Origin of the sequence: Poseidonibacter parvus (genome assembly GCF_001956695.1) — a bacterium.
GTDB classification, from domain to species: Bacteria; Campylobacterota; Campylobacteria; order Campylobacterales; family Arcobacteraceae; genus Poseidonibacter; species Poseidonibacter parvus.
Map to the genome: position 1 here is coordinate 1,098,546 of NZ_CP019070.1, position 14,744 is coordinate 1,113,289.

Here is a 14,744-nt window from a genome sequence, read left to right on the forward strand (position 1 = left end):
AGGATTAATAATGAGTATAAAATTAAATTGTGATATGGGTGAAAGTTTTGGACTTTACAAAATTGGACTAGATGAAGAAATTATGCCCTATATAAATATGGCAAACTTAGCGTGTGGTTTTCATGCAGGTGATAGTGTTACAATGAATAAATCTGTGCAATTAGCTAAAAAAAATAATGTTGAAATTGGTGCTCATCCTGGGTACCAAGATTTAGTTGGTTTTGGTAGAAGAAGTATTGCTTGTACCCAAGAAGAAATTATATCAATGCTTGTATATCAAGTAGGTGCGCTAGAAGCTTTTTGTAAAATGTATGATACAAAAGTTACATATGTAAAACCTCATGGTGCACTATATCAAGACATGATGAAAGATGATGCTGTATTTATGGCAATTGTAAAAGCAATATCATCTTATAATACTAACTTAAAATTAATGATATTATCAAGTCCAAGAAATCATGAATATGCAAAAATGGCAAAAGAATATAATATTGAATTATTATTTGAAGTGTTTGCAGATAGGAACTATAATGACAATGGAAGTCTTGTTTCAAGAGCTTTAGATAATGCTATAATTAAAGATGAAGCAGATGTAATTAGTAGAATTAAAAGTCTAAAGGAAAAAGGTACTCTTCTTAGTATCTCAGGTAAAGAACTATCTTTACAAACGGATGTACTTTGTGTTCATGGAGATACTAATAATGCATTAGAATTCATTCAAATACTTAGAAAGGAAATATCTGCATGATATTTAAAATAGCTTCTGTTGATTCTCTTACAATAAATTTTGGAAATGAAATAAGTAAAGAAATTGCAAGTGATGTTCAAAAAGCTTATTTATCATTAAAAAGTTTGAATATTGAAGGAATAATTGAAATTATTCCTTCATATACAACTATATATATTTCATACGATGTTTTTAAATATGACTATTCTTCTTTATGTAAACTACTAGATAATAGTATAGATTTAAATTATGAAGATAATAGTATAAAAAATATTATTAACATTGATGTTTATTATGGAAAAGAAGTAGGTTTAGATTTAGAAGATATGAGTGTAAAGAAAAACCTTTCTATTAAAGAGATTATTCAAATACATACACAAAAAGAGTATGATGTTTATGCTATTGGTTTTGCACCAGGTTTCGGATTTTTAGCAAGTGTTGATGAACGAATTGCACTTCCTAGACTTTCAAGTCCAAGAAAAAGTGTTCCTAAAGGTTCAGTTGCAATTGCAGATAAGCAAACAGCTGTTTATCCTCAAAGTTCACCTGGGGGTTGGAATATTATTGGAAGAACTGCAATGGAACTATTTGATAAAAGTTTAAAAGAATTATCTCCTTTAAGTGTTGGAAGTAAAGTAAAGTTTAATTCAATAAGTAAAGAAGAATTTTTAGCTCAAGGTGGAATATTATGAGTTTAGAAGTAATAAATAACCCAATACTAGCAACCATACAAGATAAAGGACGTTTTTTTTATTCTCATATTGGTGTTTCAAATTCAGGTGTATTAGATGAATATGCTTATTGTTATGCAAATAAAATTCTCTCAAATAATTATGGAACTAATATAATAGAAATATCTTTTTCAAACGTAATCTTTAAAGCAAATGCTTCTACTATTATTGTAGTAACAGGTGCAAAATGTGAATTTTTTATTAATGATATTTTATGTAATTCTTGGCAATCTTATACTATTAAAAATGGTGATATTATTAAAATAGGGAAAATTCTAGAAGGTACTAGAGTTTACTTAGCTGTTAAAGATGGTTTTAATATTAAAAAAGTTTTTGGAAGTAATAGTACAACTATTAAAGAAGGACTTGGAGGGATAAATGCAGATAAACTTAAAAAAGGTGATATTTTAGAATTTAATTCCGCTTTTGAACAGATTACACAAAGATTAAATGATGAATATATTCCTAAGTATACTGATGAATTAGTTTTAAGAGTAATTTTATGTGCTGAAGTTGACACTTTTGAACAAGAAGAAAAAGATAAATTTTTTCAAAATGATTATACTGTAACAAATGATTTTAATAGAATGGCTTGTAAGTTAAATGGAGAAAAAATAAGTAGTAATATTAACGGTATTATTTCTGAAGGAATAGGTTTTGGAACAATTCAAATACCAAGTGATGGGCAACCTATAATATTATTAAAAGAACGACAAACAATTGGTGGTTATCCAAGAATTGGAGCTGTATTTAGTTTAGATTGTTTTAAATTAGCGCAAGCCAAAGCAAATAGTAAAATAAAATTTGAAGAAATTAGTATAAATGAAGCTCAAGAAAAGCTAAAAGATTTTTATAAATATTTTATTGAATAAATTGAATTTATTTTTTATATGGTAAAATGTATTAATAATAATGCAAGGTGAAGCTATGAATATTAAATTAAATTGCGACATGGGCGAGAGTTTTGGTATTTGGAAAATGGGAAATGATCAAGAAATAATGCCTTTTATTGATATGGCAAACCTTGCTTGCGGATATCATGCAAGTGATGCTTTAACTATGAATAAATCAGTAGCCCTTGCAAAAGAATATAATGTTACAATTGGAGCACACCCCTCTTACCAAGATTTAGTAGGTTTTGGTAGACGTTCAATACTTTGTTCACTTGAAGAAATTAAATCTATTATTCTTTATCAGTTAGGTGCTTTATCAGCTTTTTGTAAAGCACATGGAACTGCTGTTTCTTATTTAAAACCTCATGGTGCATTGTATAATGATATGATGAAAGATGAAAATATTTTAAAAGCAGTCTTAAGTGCAATCTCTTCTTTTGATAAAAATATCAAATTAATGGTTCTTTCAACTCCTAATAATGAAGCTTATAAACATACTGCACTTTTATATGGAATAAACTTACTTTTCGAAGTTTTTGCAGATAGAAACTATAATGATAATGGTACTTTAGTTTCAAGAGCAATGCCTAATGCGATGATTAATGATGATTTAGAACTAGCACAAAGAATTATAAACTTGCGAGATAGAGGATATATAGAAACAATAAATAAAGAAAAACTTTTTATTGAAGCGAATACTATTTGTGTGCATGGCGATAACAAAAATGCATTAGGTTTTATTAAACTACTAAAAAAATCTCTTAATTAATTTTCTTCTTTTAGTTCATGAAATAGTGCTTCAAAAACTTCTTTTGATTCTTCATTATTTTTAAATCTAGATATAGCATAATTATAGTCTGCTCTTATTACTAAACCAGTCTTACTTTTTAGTGTTGTATTTTTTAATAATTGTTGTATATTAAAAATTAAATCTGATACCTCTTTTTTATTTTCATGATTAACAAAAATAAAAAATTTACTATCGAAGAATCTTGCTGTTTTAAAGCTTATCTTTTCTTCATTTAGTTTTTCTTTTATAAAATTATTTATAAATATAATTAGATTATTAGAAAGTAATTCTCCATATTCATTTTGTATATAGTCAAAGTCTATAACATCTATTATCACACAAATTCCATTATCTTTAAACTTTGAGTCTTTATCTAAAAATTTATTATATATCCATTTTCTATTGTAGCAAGTAGTTAAATCATCAACAAAAAGTTTTTTGTTTAAACTTTTTACTTCTTTTTCTAGTTTTACCATTTGTGAGTATATATCAGTAAGAGTATCAATATCTTTATTAAGCAGTGCCTTTTGTGTTCCTTCAACTGCATTCTTTACTATTGAAGCATTTTTTTCTATAGAAAACATATATTCTTCAATAGAATTGAAATCTTCAATTAGTATTTTATTTAATTCTTTTTCAAATGATGAATCTTCAAGGTTAACATCTAAAGTTCGTGCATTTTTATTAAACTTTTCAAAATAGATAGATGGCATAATTACATCTTTATTTAATAAATCATTAATTGTTACATCAGTAATTTTTTTTAGTTGAATCTTCATTATTTATCTCCAATTATTTCAGTTATTTCTACAGGTTTACTTATATAATAGCCTTGGGAATAATCTATGCCAATTGCTTTTACATATCTTAATATTTTTATATCACTAACAAATTCTGCAACTATTTTTATTTCTTGCTGTTTACAAAACTGAACAATACTTTTTATTAAGTTTAAGTAGATTTCTTCATCAATCTTTTTGATTAAAGAACCATCAATTTTTATATAGTCTACATTCAAATTTAGTATATATTCATAATTTGAAAAACCAGTCCCAAAGTCATCAATTGCAATCTTTACATTATATTTTTTTACTTCTGAGATAAAATCATTAACAATATTAAAGTTTGCTATTTTTTCGCTTTCTAAAATTTCTATTGTTAAATATTTACCAATATTATTTTTTCTTATTTTTGCAATTAATGATCTTTTTATATTAGGATTTAAAATATCTGTATAATCAAGATTAATACTAATGTTTTTTTTGTATTTATTAATATAAAAAACAATTTTATCTATTAATAATTCCATTAGTTTTGTATATAATCGACATTTTTTAGATTTGTGAATAAATACATGAGGTAAAAGAATATTACCTTTCTTATCATATAACCGCATTAGTGCTTCATATTTTATAATCTGTTCTGTTTTATTATCCATAATAGCTTGAAAATATGGTTCAACTAATTCATTTTCAATATTATAATTTAAAATATCAAGTAAATCTTCATTTATTGCTTCATTTTTGTAAAGATAAGAATCATAATACATATAATGAACAAAGTTTAATTTTGCTTGATGTAGTGCTTTTTCTGCATAAATTCTAATTAATTGATCATCACTTTTTGAACAACCAATTGTAATATCAATATTTATATTTGCAGATTTATTATTCAATTTAAAAGGATGATTAATAACATGCTCAAAGATTAAGTTTTTGATTTCTAGAATTTCATCAATTGTAAAATCTTCATATATTGTTAATTCAAAGACGTCAGCATGGGTGTTTGTTAATTCTATTAATATTTTTTTATTAATCTTTTTTCTTATTAAAGATGTGATTTTATTTTCTAATAGTTTTTTTAATTGTTTAATTATATAGTCACCATTTTGAAAATTATAAATGGCATTTATATCTTTCATATATAAAATATCAATTAAGAAAAGTGTCTTAATATTATTTTTATTGAAAAATTTATATATATAATTTTGAAGTGACAAAATATAGCCTTTAATTAAAAAATAATGTTTAGGGATTGTATATTAAATTAACTTTAAGAAATGTAAAAAAAACATTATTTCTTGTAAAATTTATATATTTAATACTCTTTTTGATAGAATCGCCTTAAATATCTTTAGGATTAAAAAATATGAAGAAAATAAATATAAAAAATATAGAACTAAACATTGATATGATACCACTTTTAGAATTAAAAGATGTAAATAATAAAATTATTATAGATATCGATGGTAATAAATATATAAATAAAGAAGTTCCAAAGAATAAAGCAATCATTTTTATTAATGATAACTATATAAAAGATGAAAATACAAATGATATTAAATCATTATCAAATAGTTTATTTGAAAAATATAAACCAATAGTATCAGGAACAACTTGTAAAATAAAACCATTAAATAATTGGCAAAAGATTATTGGAATGAATAGAGAAAATATGCTTTATTTTGACCATCCAAGTGATGGAATTGAGATTTTTGAAGACTCTATTTTAGAAGAGTTCGGTTGGCATGCAGTTGCTTTAGAAATTGAATATAGAGATATTAGTGATTTTATTGAAGAGTATTGTGACGGAATTTTTCTTTGCTATGACAATGAAATCCAGTTTAATGGCTTTGCTATAGTTGATGATATAAATAAAGTGCGAGTACAGGTAAAAGAATTCATTATTAATAAGACAAAAGAAAATATAAAAAATGATGAAGTTGATTTAGATGAAGATGATGCAATTGAAGCTTTAGAATTTTTTGGAATTGAGGCCAAATAATGGAAGAATTGATTAAAGACTGGGGATATTTAGCATTATTTGCCTACTCTTTTGGTGGAGGGTTTGTTGGTTTAATAATAGCAGGTGTTTTATCCTTTGCAGGTGATTTAAATATATATATTTCAATCGCAGTTGCTGCTACTTCAAACTTTTTAGGGGATCAGTTTTTATTTTTTCTTGCAAGAAAGAATAAATCTTATGCGAAAGATATGATGAAAAACTACGGAAGAAAGATTGCACTTGCACATTTAATGATGCGTAGATATGGATCTTTCGTAGTTTTTGTACAAAAATATGTTTATGGAATTAAAACATTAATTCCTCTTGCTATGGGATTAACAAAATACTCATCAATTAAATTTACAATTTTTAATATTATTGCAACTATTATTTGGGCTTGTATTGTAGGATATGGTTCTTATGCTGCTGGTGAATATATTCTAGCAATAGCCGATGATTTTAAATATGTAGGAATTGGAATTGTTTTAGTAATTGTAATTGGAGTTTCATATATATTTAAAAGAATTGATAAAAAATAGATAATTGAGTAAGATTTTTAATTATTTTAGTTATACTCTAAGAATTTAATTTCTTGGAGTAAAAAATCTTGCAATACGATGTATCTTATGATAATGATAAAGCTCTTTATACTACAATTCTTAACAATACCACTGAGGGTATTATCATTGTTGATGAAAAAATTAGAATCATTGAATTAAATAAATCTTGCGAAGATATCACAGGATACTCCTTTAAAGAAGTAAAAAACAAAAATCCAAATATTTTTTCTTCAGAAACAATCTCCAGTGATAGATATAAAAAAATATGGAAGCAGATTTCTAAGAGTGGTTTTTGGATTGGTGAACTTCAGAATAGACATAAAAATGGAAATATCTATCCTATAATTATAAAAATCTATAAGTTTTATAATAAAAAGTCAAAAAAACTTAATTACTTTGGAATATTTTCAGATATTTCATCACAAGAAAGAAAGAATGACAATTTATTACATTTAGCTTATCATGACCCTTTAACAAATCTTCCAAATAGACTTAAACTTGAAGCACAATTAGAATATGTTGTGAATAACTCTAAACGAAATAATTTACAATTTGCAATTTTATTTTTAGACTTAGATGATTTTAAAATCATAAATGACACTTTAGGTCATTCAAGTGGTGATGAAGTTTTGATCTCCTTTGCAAATAAATTTAAAGAAATTATTAGAACGAATGATATGATAGCAAGAGTTGGTGGAGATGAATTTATTGTAGTTTTAAGTGATATTTCTAACTATTTATTTATTGAAAGAGTTTGTAGTAAAATTTTAGCCCTAGTAAATAAACCATTTAATATTAATAATACTAGTTTTAATATAGGTGTTAGTATTGGAATTGCAGTTTATCCGCAAAATGCCGATAATTATAAAGATTTAATTCATAATGCAGACTCGGCAATGTATTATGCAAAAAACAAAGGTAAAAATCATTTTAAATTTTATTCAAAACAAATGAATAAAAATCATAATTTTCAAGCTGAAAAAGAAATAGAACTTTTTAATGCTATTAAAAATGATGAATTCATTATTCACTTTCAACCAGAAATTGATCTTAAGACTAATAAAGTTTTTGCCTTAGAAGTTTTATCTAGATGGAAAAAAAATAATAAAGTAGTTATGCCTAATGATTTTATATCAGATTTAGATAATACAAATCATATAATAGAGTTTGAAAAACAAATCCTAATAAAAGCCTGTAAACAGTTAAAACTTTGGCAAGATAGAGATATCTATAATGGTGTTATTTCTATAAATATTTCTGGAAAACATCTAGAAACAGGTGATTTATATAAGCTAGTTGTAGATGTGTTGAAAAGTCACAAGTTAGAAGCAAAATACTTAGAATTAGAATTTAATGAGTATGATGTAATGAAAATATCAACAAAAACACTTTTTACATTAAATAATCTATCGGTATTGGGAGTTAGTTTATCTATAGATAATTTTGGAAAAGGTTTTTCTTCTTTTAATTATTTAAGAGAATGCTCAATTTCAAAACTAAAAATTGATAAATCATACATTGATTCTTTAACAAAAGAAAATAATGATGAGGATATTGTTAAATCAATTATTGATTTAGGTATTAATATGGGATTATCTGTAATTGCTGAAGGTATAGAAGTTCCTTTGCAAGATGAAATTATAAAGAAAAATTCATGTACTAAAGTTCAAGGCTTTTTTTATGCAAAACCAATGGATAGTAAAGAGTTTGAACATTGGTACAAAAATTTCAATCAATTAAATATAAAAGCTTAAGTTTAGATATAATATCAAAAAATTATAATAAAAAAGGCTTTATCATTTCTACAAATATAAAAGAAGATGAAAAATTCTCAAAATTAAAACTTCCAGAAGAGTTCTTAAAAAACCTTGAATCTTTAGGTTTTGACAAAATGACAGAAATTCAAGCAAAATCTTTACCTTCACTTTTAGATGAAAAAGATGTAATTGCACAAGCAAAAACAGGTTCAGGAAAAACTGTTGCTTTTTCTATTCCTATTGTTCAAAAACTTGATGTAAAAAGATTTAGAATACAATCAATAGTTCTTGCACCTACACGTGAACTTGCTAATCAAATTGCAATTGAAATTAGAAAACTATCACGACATATTCATAATGTAAAAGTTCTTACACTTTGTGGCGGAGTTGCATATAGACCTCAAGTATCATCACTTTTTCATGGAGCACATATAATTGTTGGAACTCCAGGAAGAATTTTAAAGCATATAAATGAAGAGAATATCAATTTAAATGAAGTTAATACTTTAGTTCTAGATGAAGCTGATAAAATGCTTGATATGGGTTTTTTAGAAGATATTGGACTTATTATTGATACACTTCCAAAAAATAGACAATCTATGCTATTTTCTGCAACATACCAAGAAAATATTGATAATTTAGCTAAGTTTGTTACAAAAAATCCATTAAATGTAAAAAATGAAAATGAAGAAAAAACTATAATTGATCAAAAGCTTTATGAAACAAATCAAGATGCAAAAACATCGATTATTCCTTCTTTAATCTCATCAAATAAAGCAAAATCTGTGATTATTTTTTGTAATACAAAAATACAATGTGATGCTTTAAGTGATGATTTATATGACTTAGGACTTGATGTATTAACTCTTCATTCTGATTTAGAACAAAAGCAAAGAGATGAAACAATTATCTTTTTCTCAAATAAATCTTATCCTATTTTAATTGCAACTGATGTAGCCTCAAGAGGTTTACATATTGATGATATTGATTTAGTAATCAATTATGATATTGCAAGAGATTTAGAAACGCATACACATAGAATTGGCCGAACTGCAAGAGCAGGGAAGGGTGGTTTAGCTATTTCTTTATTTACAATTGATGATGAGGATAAAATAGAAGATTTAAAAGCTGATTTTGATAACTTGCAGTTTGAAAGAGTCGAACACTTAGATGATGATTTATCATATAAAATTGATAGTGATTACAGAACACTGTTTATAAATGGTGGAAAAAAACAAAAAGTAAGAGCAGGTGATATTTTAGGAGCCCTTACAGCAGGTGTTGGACTTGCTAAAGATGATATAGGAAAAATAAACTCTCTAGATTTTTGCTCTTATGTAGCAGTAAAAAAAGAAGTAGTGAAAAAAGCTTTAGATGGTTTAAGTAATGGTAGAATTAAAGGTAAATACTTTAAGATTTATGAAAAATAACGATTCAATAGTTAGCCAAAAGGCTAACTATTATGAATCTTGATTGATAATATGTACATCTCTTTGTGGGAAAGGAATTGATATATTTGCTGCATCTAATGCATTTTTAATATCTTCTCTTACACCAAAATAAACATCCCAATAATCATCAGTATTACACCAAGGCATTACAAGTAAATTAACTGAAGAATCAGCTAATGCATTTACTCCAACTGCACAAGCAGGGTCTTTTAATACTTTGTCATTTTTAGCAATTGTATCAAGTATTACTTTTTTAGCATCAGCTATATTACTATCATAAGAAATACCAATTTCCATATCAACTCTAATAGTACCATTTGCAGTTACATTTGTAATTGAGTTAGAAGAAACTGCTGAGTTTGGTAAAATTACTGTTTTATTTTGGAACGTTGTTAAAACAGTATTAAAGATTTGAATTTCTTTAACAATTCCTAATTGACCTTGTGATTCAATTAAATCACCAATTTTATAAGGTCTAAATACTAATAATAATACTCCTCCTGCAAAGTTTGCAAGTGAACCTTGTAATGCTAAACCAATAGCTAAACCAGCAGCACCCAGAACAGCTACAAATGAAGTAGTAGCAATTCCTACCATTGAAGCAACAGAGATAAATAGTAATATCTTTAATCCCCATGATGTTAAACTTTGTAAAAACGGAATTAAAGTTTCATCTGTTTTTGAAGCAACTAATGCTTTACCTAATACTTTTGTTACTGCACTAATAATCCATAGTCCAATGATTAATGTTACAATTGCAAGTGCAAGCTTAGGTGCATATTCCATTGTTAAATTAACCGCAGTTGATGCGTATTTTTCCATATCCATTTCCATGTAATAATCCTTTTTATGTATTAAATAATAATATATGAAATTATAGTGAAATTAATGTGTAACATTATTAAGTTATGATAAAATCTCAAAATTTTTAAAAAAGGAATAAAATGAAATCAGCATCTGCTAGACACTTATTAGTTGAAAGTGAAGAATTCTGTAATGAATTAAAAGAAAAAATTGCAAACGGAGAAAAGTTTGAAGATCTTGCAAAAGAACATTCAAAATGTCCATCAGGTCAAGATGGTGGGAACTTAGGTAATTTTCATCAAGGACAAATGGTTCCTGAATTTGATGCAGTAGTATTTAATGAAGCAATCAATGTTGTTCATGGTCCAGTTAAAACACAATTTGGATACCACTTATTAGAAACTACTTCTAGAAACGACTAATTAGAAAACTTAATACTTCTTTTATTTAATTTTATTATAATAAATAAAAAGGAGTATTATGAAATTATTACTATTAATCTCAACACTTACAATAAGTTTATTCGCAGGCTCAATAAACTTTGAAAAAGATTTATCTACTGCTAAACAAAAAGCAATTGACTCAAATAAAAAGCTTATGATAATGTACTCAACACCTACTTGCCCGGAGTGTAATTATATGAAAAAAAAAGTTTTAAAAGATAAAGAAATTGTATCTTTTGTAAATGAAAACTTTGTATCTGTTATTATGGATATTAAAGAAGATGAAAAAATTCTACCTTATAAATTTATTGGTATTCCAACTTTTTATTTCTCAAATGCAAAAACAATGGAACTTCTATCAAAGAAAATAGGTGGAACAAGAGAAAAACAATTTTTACAAATTGTTCAAAATGTGAAGTAAGGTCAAGAATATGAAATATCTATTAATATTAACATTTTTAATATCTTCATTATTCGCTTATGAACAAGCAGACTTAGATAAATTTTTAAAAACAAAAGATTGTCAAGAATGTGACTTAAGTGGTGCAGATTTAAGTAAAAAAGATTTAAATGCTGCAAATTTAAGTGGAAGTGATTTAAGTGGGGCAAACTTAAGCGACACTAATTTAGTAAAAGCTAATATGTGGGGTGTAAATCTTGAAAATGCAAATTTAATTAATACAAACGCAAGAGCTTCAAATCTTACTGGTGCTGATATCATAAACATAAAATGTGATAATACAACATTTAAAGGTACAAATTTTGCAAATGCAACATTTGAAAATGTAAAGTGTACAAATCTTTCAATTTGGTCTGCTAACTTTTTAGAAACTAGTTTTGAAAATACAGATTTCGAAAATGCAGGTGGAGCTTATGCTATTTTTAGAGATGTTGATTTAAGCCAATTAAATATAAAAGGTGCAATTTTTTGGAATGCAAAGTTTACAGATTCAATTGTTAAAAAAGAAGATTGTAAGCATTTAAAAAATGAAGAAGCAATATTAAAAAATGTAGAGTGTGAGTAACTTAAATTAATTTAAGTTCTTACACTTTTTCTTCTTCTTTTTCTACTTCTTCATCCCATAAAATTGAAACACCATATTCTTTATCTGGTATTACATATTTAAAATACTCACTAGTACCTTTTCTTCCATGTAACCTTATAGTAACTTGACCATCTTGTAAAAGTTTTTTCATTTCATATTGACTAAAACTTCGTTTATTCCATCGTAAAAAAGCATTTGAGTAAACTCTAAAAGTACAAGTTGATTCTGCTGTAAATACAAAAGATTCACTTTCATCATAAACTTTTTGTGCATGTTCACAAGTATAAAGTTTTATTTTCTTTCCTTGTGCAACAAAATCTCTTGCAATTACACTTCCCTCACAGTAGGGGCATTTTCCTAATATCATAATAATACTCCTTTGTTTAATTTAGAGTATTCTAACAATTTTTTTTTAGCTTTTTAAAAAATATCTCAAATTGTAATATTATGGAGCTAATCTTTTTATTGTCCATTCCCCATTTTCTTCTTTTTCATAAAGAAATCTATCATGAAGTCTATCTTGTCCACCTTGCCAAAATTCAATTCTTACAGGCTTAATTATATATCCACCCCAAAAGTCAGGAAAAGGAACTTCTCCTTTTACAAATTTTCTTTTTATTTCATCAAACTTTTGCTCTAGTAAACTTCTTGAAGTAATAATTGAGCTTTGATGTGAAACCCAAGCTCCAATTTGACTACCTTTAGGACGTGAAAGAAAATATTTTAAAGAATCTGTTGTTGATATTTTTTCAATTTTACCTTCAATTTTTATTTGTCTTTCCATTGGAATCCAAGAAAATAAAGATGAAGCTTGTGGATTCTCATCTATTTGTCTTGCTTTTTTACTTTTGTAATTTGTAAAAAATACAAATCCTTTTTCATCAAAAGTTTTAAGTAATACTGCTCTAACACTTGGCATCATATCTTTTCCAACTGTGGCTAACATCATTGCATTTGGTTCAGGCATTTGCTCATCTATTGCATCTTGAAACCATGTTTCAAACTGCTTAATTGGATCTTTATCTAAATCCGGAATATCTAAACCTTTTGTAGTATATTTACCTCTAATTGCACTTAAATCCAAAGCTTATCCTTTTTTCTTATTACCCAATTTTATCAAAATAATACTTTTTTTAATCATTAAAAAATGTCGAATAATATATCTTTTAACTCTTTTTTCATTTCTTCATTTAAAACTTTTTTATTTGAGTAAATATAAAAAGGAACTGTGTTTAACATGGATTGTTTAAGCCTTTTTCTTAATGTTGAAATTTCATCAATATTAATTAACTCTCCACCATCATAAAATGAAAACTCTTTTTCAAGACCAATATTAAAAGAGACTACTTGATATGAAAAAAATGTTTTATCATTAGTTTTTTCCCATTTTTTTGTAAAACTATCAAGTGCAAGTTCTAGTTTTTTTGCTTTTTCACCTTTTATATATCCAAAGCTTTCTCTAAATTTATATCTCTCAACTGTAGAAAATCCAAGAACTTTATAAAATTCATTTAGATTTTTCCATGGACTTCTAAATTTTCTTTTTCCAAATAATACCTCTTCAAAACAATAAAGGTATTTTTTATCTTCAGAACTTAATTCATCTTTTTCTTTTATTATAAAGTACTCATTTTTAAATAGTGAAATAAGCCAGTTTTCATCTAACATTGAAATTGTATCTAGCTTTTTTTCTATATTTCTATTATTAAAATTCCAAAGCATTGATATATTGTCAGATGTCTTTTCATTCATTTTTGGATTTTGAAAATACTTGATAGCAAGGTATTGAATTACATTTTCTAGTAAAGCATCAGTTTTTGCAATACCATGGTTAAAGATTACTTTTTTGTAAAGATTAAATCTCATCTCTAGCATATGCTCAATATCAATTAAGGACATATCAAAAAAGCTTAAGTAAAATTTTTCATTTTGTTTTACTAAAATAGCTTGTTTTGTAATTCTTATATGATCGTTTGGTCCTGTGATATATCCACTTGCAAGCATATCTCTATTAACGTAATCTAATCTATCAGCATCTACTGTGCTATCAATAAATCTATGTAAAACTTTAAAGTCAAAACCATAAATTGTTTTTTCTTCTAAAATATATAAACAAAGTTTTTCAATTAGTTTTATATATTTTTTATCATTAGATTTTTTTAATAAATCATTAACTTCATATTCAAATAATAATCTTAAAAACTCTTTTCCAATGGCTTCGTGTAATACTTCGTTTGAATTATTAGTAATTTTTTCATAATTGTTTTTAAATTCAATCTCTTTTTCAAGTAAAACTTCTTGATTTTCTTCTTTTTGAATAATTCTTGAATAAACTTTTTTCAAAGCATTTTCAGCTTGATGAGAGAAGGGTAGGTGTCCTACATCATGAAGTAATCCAACAATTCTAATAGTTTGTAATATAACTGTATATGCTGTTGAGTGAGCTTTAGATTTAGTAGGTACATTAAATTGATATAAAGCTTTATTATCAAAATAATCCATTGTTTTTAAATCTAAATTTAAATTTTCATCTTTTACGATTTTTTTAATTGCACTTTTTAATGATGATAAAAAATCATCTCTTGTTAGTTTATCAGCATTTAAAAGAGAGTTTTTAAACATAAAAGATGCTAAATGCATAGTTCCAAGAGAGTGGATAAATCTCTTGGTAGTAATTGATGGATATGAAAAATATGCAAGTGCATTTTGTGTAATAAATTGTAATCTATTTACTATTTTTGTTTGAAGAATTTTATCT

The 14,744-nt window shown here is 25.7% G+C and carries 17 protein-coding genes; 11 read left to right on the forward strand and 6 right to left on the reverse strand.

Going from position 1 to position 14,744, the window contains the following annotated elements; all coding sequences use genetic code 11:
• The first annotated feature begins 10 nt into the window (after positions 1-10).
• From LPB137_RS05400 to LPB137_RS05415, 4 genes are read left to right on the forward strand one after another with little or no spacing between them, the layout of a single operon-like run.
• Positions 11-748 carry a 5-oxoprolinase subunit PxpA gene (locus LPB137_RS05400; RefSeq protein WP_076085439.1) on the forward strand — a complete coding sequence of 246 codons (738 nt, stop codon included), beginning with the start codon at positions 11-13 and terminating at the stop codon, positions 746-748.
• A complete protein-coding gene (gene pxpB, locus LPB137_RS05405; RefSeq protein WP_083657131.1) occupies positions 745-1,419 on the forward strand; it encodes a 5-oxoprolinase subunit PxpB in 675 nt (224 codons plus the stop codon). The genes LPB137_RS05400 and pxpB overlap by 4 nt, the downstream gene beginning before the upstream one ends.
• Complete coding sequence (locus LPB137_RS05410) at positions 1,416-2,330, forward strand: 5-oxoprolinase subunit C family protein (RefSeq protein ID WP_076085441.1); 915 nt, start codon at positions 1,416-1,418, stop codon at positions 2,328-2,330. Before pxpB ends, LPB137_RS05410 begins: the two co-directional genes overlap by 4 nt.
• A gap of 55 nt (positions 2,331-2,385) precedes the next feature.
• On the forward strand, positions 2,386-3,120 hold the full coding sequence (locus LPB137_RS05415) for a 5-oxoprolinase subunit PxpA (RefSeq protein ID WP_076085443.1): 735 nt from the start codon (positions 2,386-2,388) through the stop codon (positions 3,118-3,120).
• Here the strand turns inward: LPB137_RS05415 and LPB137_RS05420 are convergent.
• Positions 3,117-3,920 carry a diguanylate cyclase domain-containing protein gene (locus tag LPB137_RS05420; RefSeq protein ID WP_076085445.1) on the reverse strand — a complete coding sequence of 268 codons (804 nt, stop codon included), beginning with the start codon at positions 3,918-3,920 and terminating at the stop codon, positions 3,117-3,119. The genes LPB137_RS05415 and LPB137_RS05420 overlap by 4 nt on opposite strands.
• Positions 3,920-5,140 (reverse strand): EAL domain-containing protein, encoded by a 1,221-nt coding sequence (locus LPB137_RS05425; RefSeq protein WP_076085447.1) that lies wholly within the window; start codon positions 5,138-5,140, stop codon positions 3,920-3,922. Before LPB137_RS05425 ends, LPB137_RS05420 begins: the two co-directional genes overlap by 1 nt.
• 149 nt (positions 5,141-5,289) lie before the next feature.
• Between LPB137_RS05425 and LPB137_RS05430 the strand changes: the two genes are divergently transcribed.
• From LPB137_RS05430 to dbpA, 4 genes are all read left to right on the forward strand, one after another.
• Positions 5,290-5,925: a hypothetical protein gene (locus LPB137_RS05430; protein WP_076085449.1), complete on the forward strand. Its 636-nt coding sequence runs from the start codon at positions 5,290-5,292 to the stop codon at positions 5,923-5,925.
• Positions 5,925-6,464: a DedA family protein gene (locus LPB137_RS05435; RefSeq protein WP_076085451.1), complete on the forward strand. Its 540-nt coding sequence runs from the start codon at positions 5,925-5,927 to the stop codon at positions 6,462-6,464. The genes LPB137_RS05430 and LPB137_RS05435 overlap by 1 nt, the downstream gene beginning before the upstream one ends.
• Positions 6,465-6,532: 68 nt before the next feature.
• Positions 6,533-8,239 carry an EAL domain-containing protein gene (locus LPB137_RS05440; RefSeq protein WP_076085454.1) on the forward strand — a complete coding sequence of 569 codons (1,707 nt, stop codon included), beginning with the start codon at positions 6,533-6,535 and terminating at the stop codon, positions 8,237-8,239.
• On the forward strand, positions 8,200-9,672 hold the full coding sequence (dbpA, locus tag LPB137_RS05445; RefSeq protein ID WP_228144694.1) for an ATP-dependent RNA helicase DbpA: 1,473 nt from the start codon (positions 8,200-8,202) through the stop codon (positions 9,670-9,672). Before LPB137_RS05440 ends, dbpA begins: the two co-directional genes overlap by 40 nt.
• A 30-nt stretch (positions 9,673-9,702) precedes the next feature.
• Here dbpA and LPB137_RS05450 read toward each other — a convergent pair whose 3' ends face one another.
• Positions 9,703-10,527: a mechanosensitive ion channel family protein gene (locus LPB137_RS05450; protein ID WP_197682254.1), complete on the reverse strand. Its 825-nt coding sequence runs from the start codon at positions 10,525-10,527 to the stop codon at positions 9,703-9,705.
• Between the two features lie 110 nt (positions 10,528-10,637).
• Here LPB137_RS05450 and LPB137_RS05455 point away from each other — a divergent pair, with 110 nt between their 5' ends.
• The 3 genes from LPB137_RS05455 to LPB137_RS05465 are packed head-to-tail and all read left to right on the forward strand — an operon-like array spanning position 10,638 to position 11,965.
• Entirely contained in the window at positions 10,638-10,919 is a 282-nt protein-coding gene (locus LPB137_RS05455) for a peptidylprolyl isomerase (RefSeq protein WP_076085457.1), read from the forward strand.
• A gap of 58 nt (positions 10,920-10,977) precedes the next feature.
• Positions 10,978-11,361 (forward strand): thioredoxin family protein, encoded by a 384-nt coding sequence (locus LPB137_RS05460; protein ID WP_076085460.1) that lies wholly within the window; start codon positions 10,978-10,980, stop codon positions 11,359-11,361.
• Positions 11,362-11,371: 10 nt separating this feature from the next.
• The gene (locus LPB137_RS05465; RefSeq protein ID WP_076085463.1) at positions 11,372-11,965 is read left to right on the forward strand and encodes a pentapeptide repeat-containing protein; all 594 of its coding nucleotides are present in this window, start codon (positions 11,372-11,374) and stop codon (positions 11,963-11,965) included.
• Positions 11,966-11,984: 19 nt separating this feature from the next.
• Here the strand turns inward: LPB137_RS05465 and LPB137_RS05470 are convergent, their stop codons facing one another.
• From LPB137_RS05470 to LPB137_RS05480, 3 genes are all read right to left on the reverse strand, one after another.
• Positions 11,985-12,353, reverse strand: coding sequence for a hypothetical protein (locus LPB137_RS05470; protein WP_076085466.1), 369 nt, complete (start codon positions 12,351-12,353; stop codon positions 11,985-11,987).
• A gap of 78 nt (positions 12,354-12,431) precedes the next feature.
• Positions 12,432-13,070, reverse strand: coding sequence for a pyridoxamine 5'-phosphate oxidase (gene pdxH, locus LPB137_RS05475; protein ID WP_076085469.1), 639 nt, complete (start codon positions 13,068-13,070; stop codon positions 12,432-12,434).
• 56 nt (positions 13,071-13,126) lie between these two features.
• Positions 13,127-14,608 (reverse strand): HD domain-containing protein, encoded by a 1,482-nt coding sequence (locus LPB137_RS05480; RefSeq protein ID WP_228144695.1) that lies wholly within the window; start codon positions 14,606-14,608, stop codon positions 13,127-13,129.
• Positions 14,609-14,744 lie beyond the last annotated feature (136 nt).

Excerpts from the sequence above, each read along its gene's own strand:
- LPB137_RS05400 (WP_076085439.1), top strand. The coding sequence starts at position 11 with ATGAGTATAAAATTAAATTGTGATATGGGTGAAAGTTTTGGACTTTAC.
- pxpB (WP_083657131.1), top strand. The coding sequence starts at position 745 with ATGATATTTAAAATAGCTTCTGTTGATTCTCTTACAATAAATTTTGGA.
- LPB137_RS05410 (WP_076085441.1), top strand. The coding sequence starts at position 1,416 with ATGAGTTTAGAAGTAATAAATAACCCAATACTAGCAACCATACAAGAT.
- LPB137_RS05415 (WP_076085443.1), top strand. The coding sequence starts at position 2,386 with ATGAATATTAAATTAAATTGCGACATGGGCGAGAGTTTTGGTATTTGG.
- LPB137_RS05420 (WP_076085445.1), bottom strand. The coding sequence starts at position 3,920 with ATGAAGATTCAACTAAAAAAAATTACTGATGTAACAATTAATGATTTA.
- LPB137_RS05430 (WP_076085449.1), top strand. The coding sequence starts at position 5,290 with ATGAAGAAAATAAATATAAAAAATATAGAACTAAACATTGATATGATA.
- LPB137_RS05435 (WP_076085451.1), top strand. The coding sequence starts at position 5,925 with ATGGAAGAATTGATTAAAGACTGGGGATATTTAGCATTATTTGCCTAC.
- LPB137_RS05450 (WP_197682254.1), bottom strand. The coding sequence starts at position 10,527 with ATGGAAATGGATATGGAAAAATACGCATCAACTGCGGTTAATTTAACA.
- LPB137_RS05455 (WP_076085457.1), top strand. The coding sequence starts at position 10,638 with ATGAAATCAGCATCTGCTAGACACTTATTAGTTGAAAGTGAAGAATTC.
- LPB137_RS05460 (WP_076085460.1), top strand. The coding sequence starts at position 10,978 with ATGAAATTATTACTATTAATCTCAACACTTACAATAAGTTTATTCGCA.
- LPB137_RS05465 (WP_076085463.1), top strand. The coding sequence starts at position 11,372 with ATGAAATATCTATTAATATTAACATTTTTAATATCTTCATTATTCGCT.
- LPB137_RS05470 (WP_076085466.1), bottom strand. The coding sequence starts at position 12,353 with ATGATATTAGGAAAATGCCCCTACTGTGAGGGAAGTGTAATTGCAAGA.
- LPB137_RS05480 (WP_228144695.1), bottom strand. The coding sequence starts at position 14,608 with ATGTTTAAAAACTCTCTTTTAAATGCTGATAAACTAACAAGAGATGAT.